We start from the raw sequence: 19,169 nt of genomic DNA, 5'->3' as shown, positions 1-19,169 counted from the left end.
CTTCGGACGAAGTCCTGTTGATGGTGGTTACTTAGAAGACAGCGTTGAAGCCGCCCCAGCCCCAACCAACTACGGCGGAGCCCTTCCACCCGCCTGAGCCGTTGCCGTAGTACATGCGCATCTGACCCGAAGTGTCGATGCCCCAGACGTCGTTGGTGCCATCGCCGTCGAAGTCGCCGGCACCGCCGAGCTTGGTGATGGCGTTCCAGCCCTGGCCAATCACACGGCTGGTGGTCCAGCCTCCATGACCATTCCCACCGTAGAAGACAAGGTTTCCGGCGCCGTCGCGGGCCAGGACATCAGGCTTGTGGTCGCCGTCGAAATCACCGGGGGAGAACACGGAAGTCATGCCGCCCCATCCCCAGCCGACCGTCGAGGCAGCAAGGAAGCCGCCTTGGCCGTTGCCCGGGTACAGCATGAGCTCGCCGGAAGACTTACGGGCAAGGAGGTCGTTGTTGCCGTCTCCACTAAAGTCGCCCGCAGCGAAGATGGTGCTGAAGATCCCCCAGCCCCAACCGATCTGCTGTCTCGGGAACCAACCGCCATGCCAGCCAGCCGGGTAGAGGAAGAGCGAGCCGGAGCTGTCACGGGCGATCACGTCATTCTCGCCGTCGTTGTTGAAGTCGCCGGCAGCGAACATCGTGTTGAAGATGTTCCATCCCGAGCCGACTTCATATGCCTGCTGCCACGTGCCATTTCCACCGGTGGGGAACAAGCCGAGGCGGCCCCAGGAATCCCGGACATACAGGCTCATCGTGTACGAATCCCAGTACTCGGTGCGGTAGAAGCCGGACGTGTGGGGACGATCGATGTCTACGGGAGTCACGTAGTTGAAGTCCAAGGCATCCAAGGCCACGGCCGCAGTTCCGGAGGCGGGGAGGTTGCCGGGGTTGTGGATCAAGGAACCGTCGCGCCAGTAACCGACTTCCTGACCACCTGCAGTTTGAATCTGCATGTACTGGGCAAGGTAGGTTCCCGGCGGAGTTCCCTGTGCAAAGAAGACGTCGAACGAGTACGTCGAATCTGCGGCGCTGTACGAGCCCTGCGTCATCGTCGTGTGGAGCTTGCCCGTTGCTGTATTCCGGAACAGGACGTAGACGTCGGTAATCGGACCTGAAGCCTGGAAGGTAACGCGTGATGTTGCCTGCCCCCCGGCGCCGATCGCGTCTGGCGTCGTGGAGACCGCTACAGGTACCGGTGCGAAGGTGTCATCGGCATGCGCTGGGGGTGCCAAACTCAGTCCGCCGACCAAAATAACGCTGCCCACAAATGCGGCCAGCCAACTGCGCACGCGGCGCAGAGGAATGCTCCCCATGGTTCCCCCAAATCAGGCCGGTCCCAGATGGCCGGCGCGTGTAAGTGACTTGAGAGTACATGGGGGGAGCGACAGTCTGGGAATTTGCTGGCAAAAGTTCACGGGAAAGACAAGTCAAACCCAAAACGCAACCGAAATCGGCTTAGAAAACCGCCGTGAAACCGCCCCAGCCCCAGCCAACAACCCCGGCGCCTTTCCATCCGCCGATGCCGCTGCCGTAGTACATGTTCAGTTGGCCTGCGGCGTCGATGGCCCAAACGTCGTTGAAGCCGTCGCCGTTGAAGTCGCCAGCCCCACCAATGCGGGACATGACGTTCCAGCCAGTCCCAATGGACCGGGCAGTCGTCCATCCGCCGTTGCCGTTGCCGCCGTAGAGCCGCAGGTTTCCAGTGCCGTCGCGGCCCAGGACGTCAGGGTTGCCGTCGCCGTCGAAGTCGCCGGGCGAGAAGACCTGGCTGAGGGCATCCCAGCCTTGGCCGACGGCGCCGGGGGATCTGAAGCCGCCCGTCCCGTTGCCCGGGTAGAGCACCAAGGCGCCTGACGGGGTGCGGGCAAGGACGTCGTTGATGCCGTCCCCGGAGAAATCGCCGGCAGCAATGACCGAGTCGAAAACGTCCCAGCCCCAGCCGATCTGCTTGCGTGCAAGCCAGCCGCCGGTTCCGTTGCCTGGGTACAGGAACAGCGATCCATCGTGGTCGCGGACGATGACGTCATTGAAACCGTCTCCGTCAAAGTCGCCCGCGTTGAAGACGATATCGAACACGTCCCAACCGAAGCCGATGGTCCGCGGAGCTTGCCAATGGCCCGCGCCGTCAGTGGGGTACAGCAGCAGGTTCGCCGCAGTATTCCGCGCGAACAGGTCCATGGAGGCCCCGGCGTCGAAACCTGCTGTGTGCGGTTTGTTCCGAACCACGGTGCGGCCGAAAACCGTAAACGGCCGCGTGGCCGCCACCGGATTGCCTGCTTGGACTACTGCTCGGAAACCAACGACGGCGCCACGGTCCGCTGCCTGCAGGGTGTAAGTCTTGGTAGTGGCTCCGCCGATCACGGTACCGTTGCGCACCCATTCGTACCTGACGCTGACGGGCCCGCCGACTGTCCCACTGGAGACGCTGGCCTCGTTGAAGACGCCGGTGAGCTTCTGGCCGACGATCAGCTTGCCTTGGAGCGTGGGAGCGGTTGCTGTGATGGGTGACGTGGGGGTCAGCGGGAGCGATGATGCCGACACAGCCCGGTAGCCTGCCCGCGTGGCCGTGACCCGTACGGACAGCGTCTGGTCCAGGTCTGCTTCTGCGATGCGGTAATTGTTGAGCGTGGCTCCAGGGATCGGCTGGCCGTTGCGCAACCACTGGTAGGCGAAGCCCGTGGGCGTTTGGGTCCAAGAGCCATTGTCCGTGGTCAGCACTTGGTCGTAGCGTGCCACGCCTGTGATGGTTGGCGGCTTGACGTTTGGATTGTCCACCAGCGGGAAGTTGGGATTGTTGACGGCGAAGTCGACGCCGTCCAAGGCTCCCGGCCGCTGCGTTGGTGCTTCCAGTCCTTGCGAGAGGAAGAGAATGTTGCCGTCGCGGCCGTAGCGGACAACCCCCTGGCCCAAGGGGAGCATGATGTTGACGCTGAGGAGTTTGTAGCGCCCGGTTCGCTGGAAGGCGCTCCCGTCCACCGGCACTTTGGCTTGGGCGCTGTAGGGCCCAGGCAGCTGGCTGGTAGGTCCGTACAGGGTCGCCTGCTCCAAGGTGTCCTCATTGACGTAAGTGAAACCAACTTCCTTCGCCGGACCGCTCAGTGTGAAGGACAAGGAGATAACACTCCCGGGACCCACCGTGGCTGGCGATGTCCGCGTGACCACAGTGGGAAGCGGCACGCTTGGCCCTGCGGCCGTAGCGCGGGGAAGCGGGACTGCGATTGCCACAGCGGCGCACAGGAGAATGGCAAGAAGGATGTGCAAACCCGTCCGAACTGAACGCACAAAAGCTGAATGCACAAAAGCTGGTGGGCGCATGGAAGAAAAAGCTGTCATGGTATCCCCCCAATCCCTAGAAGACTGCGTTAAACCCGCCCCAGCCCCAGCCGATGGCACCGGCACCGTTCCAGCCGCCGTCGCCGTCGCCGTAATAGGCGAGCAACTGGCCGGAGCTGTCCACTGCATAGACGTCCACATTGCCGTTGGCGTCGATGTCGCCGGCGGCGCCGATGGTGGTCATCGCGCCCCAGCCCTGTCCCACTACGGTCATTCCGTTCCAGCCACCGCTGCCGTTGCCCTTGTACAGGCGCAGGCTGCCGGCGGAGTCCCGGGCAAGGATGTCCACGTTGTAGTCGCCGTCGAAGTCGCCCGGCGTGATGATTTGGTTGACCACGTTCCAACCACTGCCAACCAATGAACGGTTCAGCCAGCCGCCGCTGCCGTTGCCGGGGTAGAGATAAAGGAGGCCGCCGGAATCACGGGCCAGGATGTCGTTATTGCCGTCGCCGTTGAAGTCGCCGGGAGAAACGATCGACGTAAAGCCGTTCCATCCGCTGCCCACTTGGCGGCCGGCGAGGAAGCCGCCGTCCCCAGTACCCGCATAAAGGAAAAGCCTTCCGGAGGAGTCCTTCGCAAGGATGTCGTTGGTGCCGTCGCCGTTGAAGTCGCCTGGGGAGAGGACCGTGCTGAACCCGTTCCAGCCCGGACCCACTGTCCGGGCGTTCTCCCACGTGTTGTTGACGCGGGGATACATCATGAGGGTGCCGTCCGTGCGCCGGGCCAGCATCTCATAGGCGCCCCGACCGGTGAAGCCGTTGGCCCTGTTGGACGCTGAGATCGGCGCTGTTTCTTCGCTGGAGACTTCCTGCGGCTCACACCCGTTTTGGCTGGCAGCGACATGGGCAGCGATGGTCTTGCCGCGATCTGATTCATCGAGCGTGTACGTCCACCAAGCCCAGTGGTCCTCGGCTCGAACACCGTCGCGGGTCCAGTAGATCTGGTAGTCCGGGCCTGCCGCCGCGCCGCAGCCACGGTAGGAAGCAGGATCGATCTCAAGCGTGAGCGTTGAGCCAACAAACGGCGCACCATGAATCACCGGATTCGAGGGATCCATGGTTGCCATGGCAGGCGCAGGCGCGAAAGCTATTGCGGCAATGACTGCCGCTGCTATGCCAGCCACCACTCGGCGCACACCTGACGTAGGGCGTGTTGGTGCGTTCATGATGTCCTCCCCAGACTTATGCAGCCAATTCTACCGCGGCTGGGACTCTGCTAGAAGATTGCTGTGAACCCGCCCCAGCCACTGCCTACGGTTTCCGTCGTGCGCCATCCGGTCCGGCCATCACTGTAATAGATCACCAGCCGGCCCTGTTGGTCCACGCCATATACGTCCTGGAAGCCATCCTTGTCGAAGTCACCAGCGGCACCGGCGGTTTTGAGTGCATTCCAGCCGACACCGATGAGCCACGACCGCGTCCAGCCGCCCGCCCCATTGCCGCCGTAGAAATACAGGTAGCCGCTGCGGTCTCGGGCCAGCACGTCCACCTTGCCGTCGCCGTTGAAATCGCCGGGCGTCAGCAAGGCGTCCATCACCTGCCAGCCCTGCCCGACGGCGGTCCTCGCCAACCAGCCTCCGGAACCATTTCCCGGGTACAAATAGAGGGCGCCCCCGGGTTCCCTGGCCAGGATGTCGTTGTTGCCGTCCCCGTTGAAGTCGCCCGGGCTGACGATTGAGTCGAAAATGTTCCAGCCTTTGCCGATGGTCTGGGCCGGTTTCCAGCCACCCGTTCCGTCGCCGGCGTAGAGATACAGCGTCCCTGCGGCATCGCGTGCGATCACGTCACCCTTGCCATCACCGTTGAAGTCGCCAGGGGAGAGGATGAGGTTGAAGACGTTCCATCCCCAGCCCACGGTGCGGGCGGCGTCCCACCCGGCGCCTGACCGACCGTAAAGCATCAATGATCCGTCACTGCCGCGCGTCAGGAGTTCGAAGCTGCGGCCCGTGAATCCGTTGGCCCGGTTGGGCGCGGCGACGGGCCCGGTCTCATCGCTGTGGAGGGTTTCACCCCCGCAGGCAGTCTTGCTGGCGGTCAGGTGCACGGCCATCCGTGCGCCGGTGTCGTCCTGTTCCAGGACGTAGTTGCGTCCGGTTTCACCGGCCACCAGGAAGCCGTCCCTGGTCCAGTAGACAGTGAAGTCTGGGCCCTTGCCGCCGCCGCAGCCATAGAAGGTGTATGGGCCGATTTCGGTTGTCAACGTCTTGCCTACGAACGCTTCGCCGTTGACTATGGGGTCCGGACCGCTGCTGGACGCGCCCGACGCCGGCAGGGGGCTAAGTGCGGCGGCCCCCACAGCGGCGGTCAGCAGCGCTGCTGCCATCCGACGTCGAAAATTCCCCATGCTGGTCTTCCTCCCGTAGCGCACCCAAATCTTCCTGCAGTGTATGTGTGGCGCTCGCGGTTTCCCGGGAGCGGCATGGGACGCGTTAGACAGGGCACTCTCAGGAAACGGTCATTTTGCTCCCGTATCATTGATGCGATCGGCCTGCCGCGGGTCCTGTGACCTGAGCCGGCCGTTTCCTTGCCAGCCTGCCAAGAGATCGCCGGAAATGCCCGAACCGTATTCCCTGGAACCGTACTCCCTTGATCTGACGACGGGGTTGCCCCGTATGGCTGCCGCACCGACCACCCCGCGGCAGCTTTTGCGCTATGCCCGCATCCTGAAGACGGCCTCGGGCTTTGCGCAACGTCAATTCGACACCTTGAGTTTGTCGGACGTTGCCGCGAAAGCGGACGTTCCGTTGGGCACCCTTTACCGCTACTTTCCGTCCACGGCGCACCTTATGTTGGCCGTCTACCGGCAGCAGTTGCGCGAGCTTCGCGATGGCGTGCGCCAGAGGAAGGGCAAGGGCCATGCGTTGTCAGGTTTGATGATGGAGATCTTCCACCTGCGGGTCATGCAGCCCGGGGTGGAGCACTGCCTCATCAGGCCAGCCGGCAAGGATAGCGATACTGCCCAGCTGCTGCGGGAAATTGATGCCTTGTCCGAAGAAGTCGTGGGTTCCTTGAGTAAGGAGCCAGGCAACGACGCCCCGAAAGCCAGGATTCTGTTGCATTTGGTCAGTGGTCTGGTCCAGGCCGTCCGGTGTCGTCGGTTGTCCCTCTTTGAAGCCGAAAAGGACCTCAAGAAGGCGTGCAGCCTGCTGACCGGGGAATGACGATATGGGTCTTCCGGTCTAGACCACCCAGCCCTAAGAATGCGGTTTTTTGCGTGAGCTGGGTCACTTTTGGATCTGCATAAACGTTTTACTCTCGAATCGTCTCTGTTGGTATTGAATCTTGTACCCTTGGCGCTTCCCTACGCTGGGAATACCGAAGCGGCTAGCAGCCCATACCTGCAGATGCACCTTCCGGGCCAGCCACCCTTGGTCCGAACCAGCAGTTCTGTTCCTGCCCGAACCATGCCGTGGGTCCACGGCTAGCCTGAGGAGACAAAGACGTGTCCATTGAGACAATCGCTACTGACAACGACGCATTGGTACTGAGCGAAGAAGAGATCTTCGCGGCCCACGAGGGCGGCAAGCTGACGATTTCCAGCACCGTTCCCCTGAACAACAAGCGTGACCTTTCCATCGCGTACACCCCGGGTGTCGCCCAGGTCAGCCGCGCCATCCACGCAAACCCCGAACTTGCCCGCACGCACACCTGGGCTGAGCGCCTGGTTGTTGTGGTTAGCGACGGCACCGCCGTCCTGGGCCTGGGCAACATTGGCCCCAGCGCTTCCCTCCCGGTCATGGAAGGCAAGTCCGCCCTGTTCAAGTCCTTCGGCGACCTCGACTCCATTCCGCTGGTGCTCAACACCACCAACGTGGACGAGATCATCGAAACCCTGGTCCGCCTCCGCCCGAGCTTTGGTGCGGTGAACCTCGAGGACATCTCCGCTCCCCGCTGCTTCGAACTCGAAGAGCGCCTCATCGAAGCCCTTGACTGCCCCGTCATGCACGATGACCAGCACGGCACGGCGGTCGTGGTTCTCGCTGCCCTGACCAACGCTGCCAAGGTGACCAAGCGCGAGCTCGAAGGCCTGAAGGTTGTTGTCTCGGGCGCAGGTGCCGCCGGCATTGCTATCGCCGAGATTCTTCTTGCTGTTGGCATCAAGGACGTCATCCTGCTCGACTCCAAGGGTGTAGTCAACGCTGAGCGCGCTGATCTTGTGGCCGATCCTGGCAGCGTCAAGGCCCGCATGGCCCAGCGCACCAACCCCCGCGGCGTCACAGGTGGTCCGGGCGAGGGGCTGACCGGCGCCGATGTCTTCGTGGGCGTCTCCTCCTCCAAGCTGGACGAAGAGCACCTGAAGCTCATGAACGATCAGTCGATCGTGTTCGCCCTGTCCAACCCGGACCCGGAAGTTCTCCCCGAGGTTGCCCAGAAGTACGCGGCGGTTGTCGCCACCGGGCGCAGCGACTTCCCGAACCAGATCAACAACGTGCTGGCCTTCCCGGGCATCTTCCGCGGCGCACTGGATGCCGGCGCCCGCCGCATCACGCCCGCCATGAAGATCGCCGCCGCCCGCGCCATCGCTGAACTGGCCGAGGAAGACCTCTCCGCCGACTACATTGTGCCGAGCCCGCTGGACGCCCGCGTGGCACCGGCAGTCACCGCGGCTGTTGCCGCAGCCGTGACCGAGTAGCGTTTACTCACGCAAGACCGACGACGGCGACGCCTCCCGTGCTGGGGAGCGTCGCCGTCGTTCTTGGGTTCGCCTTCGTTCTGGTCTAACGGCGATCCGGATTTCCTGGCCCGTCCGGTAGCCGCGCGTCCGTTACCAACGTGATCCCTGCGCCGGTAAGCCATTCCTTCGATGGGTAGCGTTCACGGCCCATAGACTTGGGGCCATGAACGCCGAACTCGTTGTGACCATCCTGTGCGGCCTGGCGATTGCGGTGGGCGTGGCCGGAACCATCATTCCGGTCCTTCCGGGAAGCATCCTTATTGGTGCGAGCCTGCTTGCGTGGGCCATTTGGGGTGGCGCGGGAACGCTGGGCTGGGTGGTCTTCGCCATCGGCATGGTGTTCGTGGTGGCGGGAATGGCCGCCAGTGCTGTGCTCACAGGGCGAAAGCTAAAGCAGCATGGGATTCCCAACAGGTCCGTGGTGATTGGAATACTTCTCGGCGTGGTCGGAATGTTCGTGATTCCGGTGGTCGGGCTCGTGGTGGGGTTCGCCGTCGGACTTTTGCTGAGCGAGGTCCAGCGGACCCGTGACTTCCGCACTGCTGTACGCTCGAGCGGTGCCGCGCTCAAGGCGACTGGCATCGGGATTCTCGTGGAGTTCGGGCTCGCCTGTGCCGCCGCGAGCACGTGGGTTATCGGCGTGTGGCTGTCCTAGTGCGCCGAGATGGCATTAGGTGACAATCCCAAGCTCGGACATTGTCATCTAATGCCATCTCGGCGGAGGCGGAGGGGTTACTGGAGGCTGGGTACCCGCACCTGGGCCGGGCGGAATGCTGCACCCGCTCCAGGGAACAAGGGGACATCGATCCGGGCGTGGGTATGGATTTCCTGCACCGTGGACTTGGTGTGCTGTGCGATCCCGGCAAGCGTGGTGACCCACATGCCCTCAAGGCCCTTGACCCGTTCGATCAGCTGCTCCAATGCGACAGCCCTGGACGGCCTGCCCGAGATGAATGGGTGGTTGGTGAGGACGAAGCAGCTGCCCTGGGCGTGGTGCGCCTGGGCCTCAAGCGTCCACATTTCCAAGGCCTTGGCCGGGCTTTCAATGACCCCGCTGCCGGTGACGCCCGGATAGAACGCGTACTGCTCCCAGTCGTCCAGCGCCCAGTCCACAGGAATCTCCACGATGTCCCGGGGATCGTCCTCGGCCACTGACATGCGGTAGGGGGCGTCGCCGTCGAGCAGGCTTGAATCGTAAAGGAAGCCGCGGTCCGCGAGCAGCGCGGGCGACTGCCAGTTCAACTCCCACCACGGAGCCCGGTAGCCCACGGGCCTAACACCGGCGACGTTGGCGAGTGCCTCCAAACCGCGGTCCAGGTAACTGGCTTCGGTTGCGGCGTCGATTCCCTGCATGGGCTCGTGAAGGTAGCCATGGTGGGCGATTTCGTGCCCACCATCAGCGATCCGGCGCACCACGTCCGGGTAGCTCTCCGCCGTGAAGCCAGGGATGAAGAACGTTCCCTTGATGTCCTGGCGATCCAGGATCTGGAGGAGTCGCGGGACTGCGATCTTTGGCCCATACGACTGGTGGCTCATGAGGGACATGCGCCGGGTGCTGGAGGGATCGTGGGCGATGGTGCAGGACTCGGCGTCGACGTCAAAGGTGAAGGACGCGGCGGCCTTGAAACCCTCTGGCCAAGTGATGGGATGGAGGGAGTCCGCGAAGGCGGGCTGGCTCATGCTGTGGTCCTTTCGGGAACTACGGGAGTTGCTGATGCGGCCGATGCTGAGACGTGGTTTTCGTCCGCGAGGACATACTTCCGGTGCGCCCGTGGGCCGAGGATTGCGTAGGCCGCCGCGCTGGTAAGTCCGCCTGCCAGCCACGAGAGATCCCAGCCACCAAGTGCCACGGCGATGGGGCCTTGCATGATGGGTATCAGCCCGTACATGAACAGCCACGTGCAGAAGATGCCAACCAACAGGGAGGCGATGCCGGCCCAGTTGATCACGGGGAGTCGGCGTGTGCCGATGCCGTCGAAGAGCCGGTCCACCTTGCCGGGCCAACGCTTCTCCAGCCAGAAATAGTGCACCAGCATGACGCCGCCCCAGGCTGCTACCCACGCCACCAGCCCGATCAGCCAGGCATCCAGTACGGAGGCGAAGTCCTCCTGGAAGATGAAGAACACCACGGCGAGCAGCGAGAAGACGCCCACGAACAGGTTGAGCTTGCGACGGTTAATGTTGATGTCCAGGGCCTGCGTGGCCACGGAGAAGGTGTAGATGTTCAAGATGTTGGTGGCGATGGGGCCGTGCAACACCATGAGAAGGACGGGAAGGGCAAGGACTCCGAAGTTCTGGACGATCAGCTTGCCGGGGTCGATCTCGCCGCTGTTTGTCGCCAGGCTTGCGCCAAGGACGCCGAGCCAGACCACCGGGATGAACTGGCCAAGTACCGACGCCAAGTACACCTTGCGCTTGGGAACCGAGGTGCTGACGAAACGCGAATAGTCCGCGGCGTATGTGAACCACGTGATGCCCCAACCGATGCCGATGGCCGTCATGACCGCACTCATCGCGGCGATCCGCTCGGATCCTTCAAGGATGTTGCCAGCTGGACCTGCATAGCCCCAGTCAATCTTCATTCCGAACCACGCCACTGCGGACATGACGGCCAGGATGATGATGGTGGGTGGGACGGTCCACTTTTCGAAAGCGGCGATTGCCTTGTAGCCAAACCAGGCGATGGCTACCTGCGCGGACATGATGACGGTGGCCACGCCGATCTTCCAGGCGTAGTTCCGGGCGGTGGGGTCCACCCAACCCAACGTTCCGAACAGTGCCATGACCAGGTCCAGGATGATCCACGTATTGACCGCGCACCAACCGATGACCAGGAGAGCCTGGATGGCGGCGGGGAGATAGTTGCCGCGACGACCGAACGCGGCCCGGGCAAGCACCATGCCTGTGGCGCCGGTCTTCTGGCCAAGGAGAACGAAGCAGCCAAACAGCAGCATGCCGATCAGGTTGCCGAGGACAAGGACAAACACGGTATCGGCGAAGCCGAGGCCAAGGTGGATTCCGAGTGCGCCCAGAACCCAGTTGATAGGAGCCAGGTTGGCACCGGCCCAGATCCAGAACTGGCCTGAGACCTTGCGGGTGCGGTCGGACTCGGGGATGGGTTGCAGCCAGGCTTCGCTGTCATGGGCCGGCGCCGTTGCCGGACCTGACTGCGTTGAGCCTGGCTGCGGTGAGGCAGGGGAGAGGTTGTCTTGCATGGGGAGAGCCTCCGTGTGTGAAAGGGACTCTTTCAGCGTATGTGCTACAGATCACAGCAACAAGATACGATGTGTCTAAAGAAGATCAGATCCGCCATACGGAGTGTCATGTCAATTCTGTTGAGTGAGGCGTTGGAACGTGAAAGCCTCAAAGCAGCCGAGCCACGCCTGCTCAATTCAGTGGCGGACGCCCTGACCCGTCCCGTTCGTTGGGTCCACTCCAGTGAGGTTTTGGACATCGCTCCGCTCCTCAGCGGTGGTGAACTGCTCCTCAGCGGTGGCCAGGCGCTGGCCCTTGAGACAGGGGAGCGGCAAACGGAGTACGTCCGCGAGCTCGCGGCGCGGGGGATTGCGGCACTGGCTTTGGAGACTGGCCCGGCTTTGCCCGAGGTGCCGGCCGGCATGCTGCAAGCCGCTGAGGCGGCTGGCCTGCCCGTTATCGAACTCCGCCACGTGGTTCCGTTTGTCGCCGTGATGCAGGAGATCAATTCGTTGTTGGTCAGCGAGTCCGTGGAACAGCTTCAACGCGGCGATCAAACCAGCCACGCGATGGCCGCGGAACTCGCCCATGGCGGCGGACTTGACCAACTCCTGGCTGTCCTGGCGGAAAGGACGGGTGCCAGCGCCCGGTTGGTATCGCCGTCGGGCCTCACCCTGGGTTCGGCAGCGGGCTCGGCAGCGGGCTCGGCGCCGCCGGTGGACGGCGGCAGGCTCATGACGGTTGATGTGCCTGTCCGGGGCGTCCTCGCCGCCCGCTTGGAGCTGCACGTGCCCGACGGCGGCGATAGTGGCCTCGCGCAGGTGGCTGGCGAGCGGTCCGTGGACATTCTTGGCTTGGCACTCTTGCAGCGCATGCCGCCGGGATTGAGGGAATTGGCGGGCATCGAACTGATGCGTGCCATCAACTCCGGGAGCCAATCCTGGCAGCTCCAGCAGCTTGGGCCGGCGTCGGGCTTTCCCGCAAACGGCCAGGTTGCTGCGCTGGTGATCCGCTCCACCGGCGCTGGGCACCTGCGCTCTGCCCTGGATGCCCTGCTTCGTGTGCACGTTCCGCACAGTGCCAGCTACGCAGACAACGCGGAGCTGATCGCGCTTGCTTCCGTTGGCGATGGCGCTGCGACCAGGACTGCTTTGATGGATGCGCTCCGTGCCTTGGAGATGCCGGCTGGCTCCGCCGTAGCCCTGGGCCCGGTGGGCAAGGGGATCGACGAAGCTCCATGGTCGCTGGCCCAGGCCCGCCGGACGCTGGACTTGGGCCTGGTGGGAGGTGGCGTGGTGGATGCTGAGGCCTTCGCCGTGGAACGGCTTGCCGAGGAACATCTGGACCCGGCCACGCGCGATGGTTTCGTACAGCGGCAGTTGGGGGCCGTCGTCGAGCATGACCAACTGCGCCGATCCGAGCTCTTGCGGACACTGACCGTGTGGCTGGACACCGGCTGCAACACGGCCCAAGCCGCACGCGAACTGCATTTGGAACGGCAGTCCATGCACCATAGGCTGCAGCGGATCTTCGAACTATGCGGGGGAGATCCGAGGGGAACGGGACGGCTCGCTGCACTGCATCTGGCAACGCGGCTGGCGCGTCTGTCGGCTCCTTAAAAGCCAAAACGACGGTCCCTGCGCAGTAGACGGTTGGAACCATCGAGTACGCAGGGAGCCATCGAAATGGGGCGGGCAAGGCCCTACTTCAGCACGATCGTCCTGTTCCCATTCAGGATGATCCGCCCCTCGCAGTGCCAACGAACGGCGTTGCTGAGGGCCTTGCACTCCGTGTCCCGACCGGCGGCTACGAGATCGTCCGGTCCGAACGTATGATCCACCTCAATCACCTGCTGCGAGATGATCGGGCCCTCGTCCAGCTCGCCGTTGACGTAGTGGGCGGTGGCGCCCACGGTCTTGACTCCGCGGGCGTAGGCCTGGTGGTACGGCTTGGCACCTTTGAAGCTCGGCAGGAACGAGTGGTGGATGTTGATGGCCCGGCCGTCCAGCTTCCGGGCGAGCTCGTCACTGAGGACCTGCATGTACCGGGCGAGCACAATGAGTTCCACGTCCAACTCGTCGATGATTTCCAGCAGCCGGGCCTCGGCCGCGGGCTTGGTTGCCGCAGTGACGGGCACGTGGAAGAAGGGAATCCCGTGCCACTCGGCGAGCCCCTGATGGTCCGTATGGTTGGACACGACGCCCACAACATCGATCGGCAGCTCACCGATCCGCGCACGGAACAGGAGGTCGTTCAGGCAGTGACCAAACTTCGACACCATGATCAGTACGCGCCGCTTGTAACCCTGACGTTCCAGTTGCCAGTTCATGTTGTACTTCTCGCCCACAGGGGAAAACGCAGCCCGCAGAGCGTCCACGGTGGATTCATCACCCGAGGAAGCGAAGTGCACCCGCATGAAGAAGTGTCCTTCAGCCCGGTCACCGAACTGCTTGTTGTCGATAATGTCGCAGCCATGCTCCAGCAGGAAGCCGGACACAGCGTGCACAATTCCGGGACCCTCGGGGCAGTCCAACGTCAGGACGTGCTCCACGGTGGTCGCGTTGGAGGAACCGGTAGAAGCTTCAGTTTGGATGGCAGTCATGGCTAGCACTCCACTACGTTGACGGCGAGACCTCCACGGGAGGTCTCCTTGTACTTGGATTTCATGTCGGCGCCTGTCTCGCGCATGGTCTTGATGGCTTTGTCCAGGGACACCTTGTGGCTACCATCGCCGTGCAGGGCAAGGCGGGCAGCGTTGATCGCCTTGACGCTGGCGATGGCATTGCGTTCGATGCAAGGGATCTGCACCAGCCCGCCCACGGGATCGCAGGTGAGGCCCAGGTTGTGCTCGATGCCTACTTCGGCGGCGTTCTCCACTTGCTCCGGCGTTCCGCCCAGGACTTCGCAAAGGCCAGCAGCGGCCATGGAGCAGGCGGAACCCACCTCGCCTTGGCAGCCGACTTCTGCGCCGGAGATGGACGCGTTGATCTTGAACAGAATTCCGACGGCGGCTGCCGCGAGCAGGAAGCGCACGACGCCGTCGTCGTTGGCCCCCGGAACAAACTTTGTGTAATAGTGCAGCACGGCAGGCACAATTCCGGCGGCACCATTGGTTGGCGCGGTGACAATCCTGCCGCCGGCCGCGTTTTCCTCGTTGACTGCCAACGCGAACAGGTTCACCCATTCCATGGCGAGGAGCGGGTCCGGGGGAATGGATGCAGCGGAGTCGGCCTTAGTGGCGGCGTCGGTCTCGGACAGCTTCTTAAACAACGACGGCGCCCGTCGCCTGACCTTCAGGCCTCCAGGCAGGATTCCCTCGGCAGAGCAGCCGTTGTCCACGCATTCGCGCATCACGGCCCAGATGCTGAGGAGGCGCTCGCGGAGCTCGTCCTCAGATCGCCACACCAGTTCGTTGGCCAGCATGACCTCGGAGATAGACATGCCCTCCCGTGAACAGATGGCCAGCAGCTCATCAGCCGTGGTGAAGGCGTAGGGCAGCACGGTGTCATCGGCTACCACTTTGTCCGTGCCCGTGGCATCCCCATCCACCACAAAGCCGCCACCGATTGAGTAGTAGCTGCGCTCACGTAGTACTGCGCCGGTGTGGTCAAGGGCCCGGAACGTCATGCCGTTGGGGTGTGCCGGAAGTGACTTGCGTCGGTGAAGAACCACGTCCTCGTCCCAATTGAAGTCCACCCGGTGCTCGCCGCCCAAGCGCAGTTCGGCGTCGAGTGCCGCTGCTGCAACTTGGTCATCAGCCGTTTTGGTGTCCACGGTTTCGGGTGAGTGGCCCTGCAGCCCCAGCACCACGGCCTTGTCGGAACCGTGGCCCCGGCCGGTGGCGCCCAGGGAGCCGAAGAGCTCAGCCTGGACGCGCACCGTGGCCGGAAGCTGGCCGGACGATTCAAGACCGTCCGTGAACTGCTTTGCCGCCCGCATCGGGCCGACCGTGTGTGACGACGACGGCCCGATGCCAACAGAAAACAGGTCAAGCACACTCAGTGCCATTAGGGGACCTCGGGTGAGGCATACTCCCGCATGGCGTCCAGGAGCCAGCGCCCCAGGAAGTCGGCAAACGAGGCCCGGGGAAAGATCCGGTAGGTCTCGTCCGAGGTCTTCCAAAGCATCACGGGAATGTGTGCGAGCTCCGTTGAGACGGCTGTTCCTGCCTTGAAGACGCGGGGGTGAAGGTCCAAAGAGCAGGTCTTTTCGAGCACAGCGCGGGCATGGCTGCCGGAGAGCTCGAACGTAGTGCGGTTGGCGGACAGGTCCACTACCTGGCCTTCATCGCTGCCGAGGGCCGTGGTCAGGTCGCTGACCAGGGAGCCGCCGAGCGAGTCGTGGGACTCCTCCGGAGCGACCACCAGGAACTCAGTCGGGCCAAGCCAGAGCGTGTTCACGGAACCGGCGCCCGTCACTTCACCGCAAGCGGCAGGCAAGCCGCCGGTGATGGACGCAACGCGGGTACCGGCGTCGGACGTTCGCTCAACCCGGATGCCCACCATGGCCTGGTAGGGGATTTCCTTCAGCGTCACCGTGCCCGGCACGGAGCCGGAGGTGAAGGCGTCAGCCAAGTGCTCGGCCGGGCTGCGGCGGGCACCCCGTACGCGGTCGACGTGTGCGGTTTCTGCTGGTGTTGCTGTTTCAGCCATCTTTGCGGGTCCCTTCAGCATCGAAAAGTACGGTTTCGCCAACAACCACGTCCACCAATTGGTCTCCCACCGAGGCCACGAGGGTCTCGCCGATGCGGTTGCGGCCGTTTTGGATCAGTGCCAGGCCGAAGGAACGGCCCAGTGCGGCACTGTGGTAGCTGGAGGTCACGAAGCCCTCCATGGGGACGGGTCCGTAGGCCGGGTTGACCGGGATGCCCTTCTCAACCAGCTGCGTGCCTTCCGGCAGCCTCAGCGAGTGATCCACGGGAAGGACGCTCACCAGATGCTTGCGGTCCTCGCGGCTGGCGTCCTCACGGAGGTAGGAGCGCTTGCCGATGAAGTCCTTGGCCTTGGAGACAATCCATTCCATGCCGGCGTCCTGCGGGGTGACCGTGCCGTCGGTGTCCTGCCCTACGATCGGGTAGCCCTTCTCAGCGCGGAGCACGTGCATAGTTTCCGTGCCGTACGGGGTGATGTTGAATTCGGCGCCCGCGGCAGCAACGGCTTCCCAGGTGTTGAGCCCGTACCAGGATGGGACGTTGATTTCGTAGGCCAGTTCGCCGGAGAAGGAGATACGGCAAACGCGTGCCTGCACTCCGGAGGCCAGCGTGGTCTCGCGGAACGTCATGAACGGGAAGGCTTCAGCGTCCAAGCCGCCGTTCTCGGCGAGCTGCGGAGCGACCTTTGCGATCACCGCACGGGACTTCGGGCCTACCACTGCGATGGTGCTCCACTGCTCCGTCACGGAGGTGAAGACCACATCGAGTTCCGGCCATTCGGTCTGGTGCCATTCTTCCAACCAGTCCAGCACCTTCGCGGCGCCGCCGGTGGTGGTGGTCATGAAGAAGCGGTCCTCGTCCAGGCGCAGGGTCACGCCGTCATCGAAGATCATGCCATCCAAGGTGCACATGACGCCGTAGCGGGCGGATCCCGGAGCGAGCTTCTTGAACGCGTTGGTGTACACGCGGTTCAGGAATTCGCCGGCATCCTTGCCACGGATTTCGATCTTGCCGAGCGTGGTTGCGTCCATGAAGCCCACGGAATCGCGGACAGCTGCGCATTCACGCAGGACTGCCGTGTCCATGTCCTCGCCGGACTGCGGGTAGTACCAAGGGCGCTTCCACTGTCCGACATCTTCGAACAGCGCACCCTGGGCAACGTGCCACGGGTGGATGGAGGTCACTCGGGCCGGATCGAACAACTCGCCGCGCTGGCGGCCAGCCAGGGCTGCGAAAGCTACCGGCGTGAAGGGTGCGCGGTAAGCCGTGGTTCCGATCTCGCCGACGCCGGGAACGCTTTCCGCGCCGCCGAACTTCAGCGCCGCGGCGATGACGCCGATCGCGTTGACGCCGGACGTCTTGCCCTGGTCATTGGCTGTGCTGATGGAGGTGTACCGCTTGACGTGCTCCACCGAGCGCATGCCGGCTCCGGTGGAGCGGAGGACATCAGCCACGGACTGGTCGCGCTGGAAATCAACGAAGTGGTGGTGCCATTCGCCAGGTTCGCCTTCCTGGCCGGGAACCAGCCACAGCTGGCGTGTCGGCGCGCTTGCCACGGGTGCCTGCAGTTCCGCGGGGGTTACGTCGGAGCTGAAACCTGCGGCGACGGACGCTGCAGCTCCGGCCGAGACGCCCTCTGCCAGGCAGTCCTGGAGTTCGTAGCTGCCGCGGCCGGCGCCAACAACCTGCTGGTCCCTGACCGGCTTGACGGGTACGAAAGCTGCGAGCTCGTCGTCCCAGCGCAGCTTGCCCTGGCGCTGGCTGTGGAGGTGGACCACCGGGGACCAGCCACCGGAAACCGCCAGCAGATCGGCAGCCAGCTGTTCGACGCCCGAGGTGAGTTCGCCGTCGTCGTTAATGCTGCGGATGGTGACGCCATTCAGGCGGCCATTCTCGTCTGCCGACGTGTCGGCCACGGCGCTGCCGATGAGTACCCGGATACCGGACTCGACGGCGGCTGCGGCCTTCGCGCTGATCTGCGGACGGGCATCGACGACGGCGGCAATCGCCACGCCTGCTGCCTTCAGGTCCGCGGCGAGCAAGTAGGCGGAGTCATTGGTGGTGCTGATGACGACGCGTGAACCTGCGGCCACGGCGTAGCGGTTGAGGTATGTGCGGACAGCCGAGGCGAGCATGATGCCCGGGCGGTCGTTGTTCTCGAAGACCAGCGGACGCTCGTGGGCGCCGGGTGCGAGCACAACCTGCTGTGCGCGGATGTGCCAGATGCGCTGGCGTGAAACGCCCGGCGCGGCCGGAACGGTCAGGTGATCCGTGCGGTTCTGCGCTGCGATGAAGTAGTTGGAATCGTAGGAACCGAAGGCAGTGGTGCGGTTCAGCACCGTGCATTCTTCGGCGGAGACCAGCTCGGCTTCAACGTCGGCAACCCATTCCAGGGCAGGCTTGCCCTCGATGGTTTCCTGCAGGCCCTCGGCCGTTGAGCCGGAGAGGATCGAACCGCCCAGTTCGGGCTGGTCGTCGATCAGGATGACGCGGGCCCCGGTGCGGACTGCTTCGCGGGCGGCTGCCAGGCCGGCAACGCCGCCGCCGACCACCAGGACGTCCGTGTGGACGTACTTCTTGTCGTACTCGGCCTTGTCCTCGGCAGGGTCAAGCTTGCCCAAGCCTGAGAGCAGCTCAACGTTCATGCCGTCGACGAGTGAAACGGCGGTGGCGGGGAGCATGGATTCGGCAACGTGGCCCGGGAACCGGGGCGCGATCTTGACCAAGGCGTTGGACTCTTCAACACCGGCGGCCATGATGCCGCGGGGACGGTCCTCGTAAAGGGAGTTGCCTGCGTTGATGTGGCCATTGGCCAGCAGCGCCGAGGCGATGGTGTCGCCGGGGTGGCCGGTGAATTCCTGGCCGTCCACAGTGAAGCGCCAAGCGATGCTGCGGTCGATGCGTCCGCCGGTGGCGAGGCGTGCGTTCTTGCTGGTCACTTCTAGACTCCTTCCGAGGAGGTGGGTGCGGTTGCTGCGCCGGGCGCAAGGCCCGGTCCGCCGGACTGGCCGTAATCGCCGCTTGTGTCGGGGCGGGGCTGCCCCATCGCGTAGATGGAGTGGATGTCGTAGGTCACGGTGTCGCGCAGCATGTTGAACCACTGCCTGCAGCCAGTGCTGTGGACCCAACGTTCGGCGAAGGTGCCCTTGGTGTTCTCGCGGTAGAACAGGTACTCGGCCCATTCACGGTCCGTGAGGTCGTTCGGGTTTTCCGGGTAGGCAATGTGTGCCTGGCCACCGTAGTGGAATTCGGTTTCGTCGCGTGGCCCGCAGTTGGGGCATGAAATGAGAAGCATGTCTTTCCTGTCCTGTGCT

Annotated in this window: 15 protein-coding genes; 4 read left to right on the top strand and 11 right to left on the bottom strand. The window is 63.7% G+C overall.

The window, feature by feature from the left end; genetic code table 11:
• Positions 1–31 precede the first annotated feature (31 nt).
• The 4 genes from ACZ5G6_RS21760 to ACZ5G6_RS21745 form a co-directional block, all read right to left on the bottom strand.
• Positions 32–1,315 carry an FG-GAP repeat domain-containing protein gene (locus tag ACZ5G6_RS21760; protein WP_498688090.1) on the bottom strand — a complete coding sequence of 428 codons (1,284 nt, stop codon included), beginning with the start codon at positions 1,313–1,315 and terminating at the stop codon, positions 32–34.
• Positions 1,316–1,457: 142 nt separating this feature from the next.
• Complete coding sequence (locus ACZ5G6_RS21755) at positions 1,458–3,179, bottom strand: FG-GAP-like repeat-containing protein (protein ID WP_498688089.1); 1,722 nt, start codon at positions 3,177–3,179, stop codon at positions 1,458–1,460.
• Between the two features lie 172 nt (positions 3,180–3,351).
• Positions 3,352–4,500, bottom strand: a complete 1,149-nt coding sequence (locus ACZ5G6_RS21750; protein ID WP_223934859.1) for an FG-GAP-like repeat-containing protein — start codon at positions 4,498–4,500, stop codon at positions 3,352–3,354.
• A gap of 50 nt (positions 4,501–4,550) precedes the next feature.
• Entirely contained in the window at positions 4,551–5,678 is a 1,128-nt protein-coding gene (locus ACZ5G6_RS21745; protein WP_498688087.1) for an FG-GAP repeat domain-containing protein, read from the bottom strand.
• 208 nt (positions 5,679–5,886) lie between these two features.
• Here ACZ5G6_RS21745 and ACZ5G6_RS21740 point away from each other — a divergent pair, with 208 nt between their 5' ends.
• From ACZ5G6_RS21740 to ACZ5G6_RS21730, 3 genes are all read left to right on the top strand, one after another.
• Positions 5,887–6,495, top strand: coding sequence for a TetR/AcrR family transcriptional regulator (locus ACZ5G6_RS21740; RefSeq protein ID WP_223934857.1), 609 nt, complete (start codon positions 5,887–5,889; stop codon positions 6,493–6,495).
• Between the two features lie 281 nt (positions 6,496–6,776).
• Complete coding sequence (locus ACZ5G6_RS21735; RefSeq protein ID WP_223934856.1) at positions 6,777–7,967, top strand: NAD(P)-dependent malic enzyme; 1,191 nt, start codon at positions 6,777–6,779, stop codon at positions 7,965–7,967.
• 205 nt (positions 7,968–8,172) lie between these two features.
• Positions 8,173–8,664: a DUF456 domain-containing protein gene (locus tag ACZ5G6_RS21730; protein ID WP_498688084.1), complete on the top strand. Its 492-nt coding sequence runs from the start codon at positions 8,173–8,175 to the stop codon at positions 8,662–8,664.
• A gap of 77 nt (positions 8,665–8,741) precedes the next feature.
• On the opposite strand, the gene ACZ5G6_RS21725 is transcribed toward ACZ5G6_RS21730, so the two are convergent.
• Both ACZ5G6_RS21725 and ACZ5G6_RS21720 read right to left on the bottom strand, forming a co-directional pair.
• A complete protein-coding gene (locus ACZ5G6_RS21725) occupies positions 8,742–9,689 on the bottom strand; it encodes a polysaccharide deacetylase family protein (RefSeq protein WP_223934854.1) in 948 nt (315 codons plus the stop codon).
• The gene (locus tag ACZ5G6_RS21720) at positions 9,686–11,224 is read right to left on the bottom strand and encodes a purine-cytosine permease family protein (protein WP_498688081.1); all 1,539 of its coding nucleotides are present in this window, start codon (positions 11,222–11,224) and stop codon (positions 9,686–9,688) included. Before ACZ5G6_RS21720 ends, ACZ5G6_RS21725 begins: the two co-directional genes overlap by 4 nt.
• Before the next feature lie 108 nt (positions 11,225–11,332).
• Between ACZ5G6_RS21720 and ACZ5G6_RS21715 the strand changes: the two genes are divergently transcribed.
• Positions 11,333–12,823, top strand: coding sequence for a PucR family transcriptional regulator (locus ACZ5G6_RS21715; protein ID WP_498688079.1), 1,491 nt, complete (start codon positions 11,333–11,335; stop codon positions 12,821–12,823).
• A gap of 83 nt (positions 12,824–12,906) precedes the next feature.
• On the opposite strand, the gene purU is transcribed toward ACZ5G6_RS21715, so the two are convergent.
• The 5 genes from purU to ACZ5G6_RS21690 are packed head-to-tail and all read right to left on the bottom strand — an operon-like array spanning position 12,907 to position 19,150.
• Positions 12,907–13,806, bottom strand: a complete 900-nt coding sequence (gene purU / locus ACZ5G6_RS21710; RefSeq protein ID WP_223934851.1) for a formyltetrahydrofolate deformylase — start codon at positions 13,804–13,806, stop codon at positions 12,907–12,909.
• A gap of 2 nt (positions 13,807–13,808) precedes the next feature.
• Entirely contained in the window at positions 13,809–15,212 is a 1,404-nt protein-coding gene (locus ACZ5G6_RS21705) for an L-serine ammonia-lyase (RefSeq protein WP_223934850.1), read from the bottom strand.
• Positions 15,212–15,856, bottom strand: coding sequence for a sarcosine oxidase subunit gamma (locus ACZ5G6_RS21700; protein WP_223934849.1), 645 nt, complete (start codon positions 15,854–15,856; stop codon positions 15,212–15,214). The genes ACZ5G6_RS21705 and ACZ5G6_RS21700 overlap by 1 nt, the downstream gene beginning before the upstream one ends.
• On the bottom strand, positions 15,849–18,794 hold the full coding sequence (locus tag ACZ5G6_RS21695) for a sarcosine oxidase subunit alpha family protein (RefSeq protein ID WP_498688076.1): 2,946 nt from the start codon (positions 18,792–18,794) through the stop codon (positions 15,849–15,851). The genes ACZ5G6_RS21700 and ACZ5G6_RS21695 overlap by 8 nt, the downstream gene beginning before the upstream one ends.
• Before the next feature lie 2 nt (positions 18,795–18,796).
• Positions 18,797–19,150 carry a sarcosine oxidase subunit delta gene (locus tag ACZ5G6_RS21690; protein ID WP_223934847.1) on the bottom strand — a complete coding sequence of 118 codons (354 nt, stop codon included), beginning with the start codon at positions 19,148–19,150 and terminating at the stop codon, positions 18,797–18,799.
• Positions 19,151–19,169 lie beyond the last annotated feature (19 nt).

It is taken from the genome of Arthrobacter sp. TmtSoilC51, assembly GCF_055388015.1.
This window is presented reverse-complemented; position numbering and strand designations above follow the sequence as displayed.

Coding starts and splice junctions, on each gene's coding strand:
- ACZ5G6_RS21760 (WP_498688090.1), bottom strand. CDS start 1,315: ATGGGGAGCATTCCTCTGCGCCGCGTGCGCAGTTGGCTGGCCGCATTT.
- ACZ5G6_RS21750 (WP_223934859.1), bottom strand. CDS start 4,500: ATGAACGCACCAACACGCCCTACGTCAGGTGTGCGCCGAGTGGTGGCT.
- ACZ5G6_RS21745 (WP_498688087.1), bottom strand. CDS start 5,678: ATGGGGAATTTTCGACGTCGGATGGCAGCAGCGCTGCTGACCGCCGCT.
- ACZ5G6_RS21740 (WP_223934857.1), top strand. CDS start 5,887: ATGCCCGAACCGTATTCCCTGGAACCGTACTCCCTTGATCTGACGACG.
- ACZ5G6_RS21730 (WP_498688084.1), top strand. CDS start 8,173: ATGAACGCCGAACTCGTTGTGACCATCCTGTGCGGCCTGGCGATTGCG.
- ACZ5G6_RS21725 (WP_223934854.1), bottom strand. CDS start 9,689: ATGAGCCAGCCCGCCTTCGCGGACTCCCTCCATCCCATCACTTGGCCA.
- ACZ5G6_RS21720 (WP_498688081.1), bottom strand. CDS start 11,224: ATGCAAGACAACCTCTCCCCTGCCTCACCGCAGCCAGGCTCAACGCAG.
- ACZ5G6_RS21715 (WP_498688079.1), top strand. CDS start 11,333: ATGTCAATTCTGTTGAGTGAGGCGTTGGAACGTGAAAGCCTCAAAGCA.
- purU (WP_223934851.1), bottom strand. CDS start 13,806: ATGACTGCCATCCAAACTGAAGCTTCTACCGGTTCCTCCAACGCGACC.
- ACZ5G6_RS21705 (WP_223934850.1), bottom strand. CDS start 15,212: ATGGCACTGAGTGTGCTTGACCTGTTTTCTGTTGGCATCGGGCCGTCG.
- ACZ5G6_RS21700 (WP_223934849.1), bottom strand. CDS start 15,856: ATGGCTGAAACAGCAACACCAGCAGAAACCGCACACGTCGACCGCGTA.
- ACZ5G6_RS21690 (WP_223934847.1), bottom strand. CDS start 19,150: ATGCTTCTCATTTCATGCCCCAACTGCGGGCCACGCGACGAAACCGAA.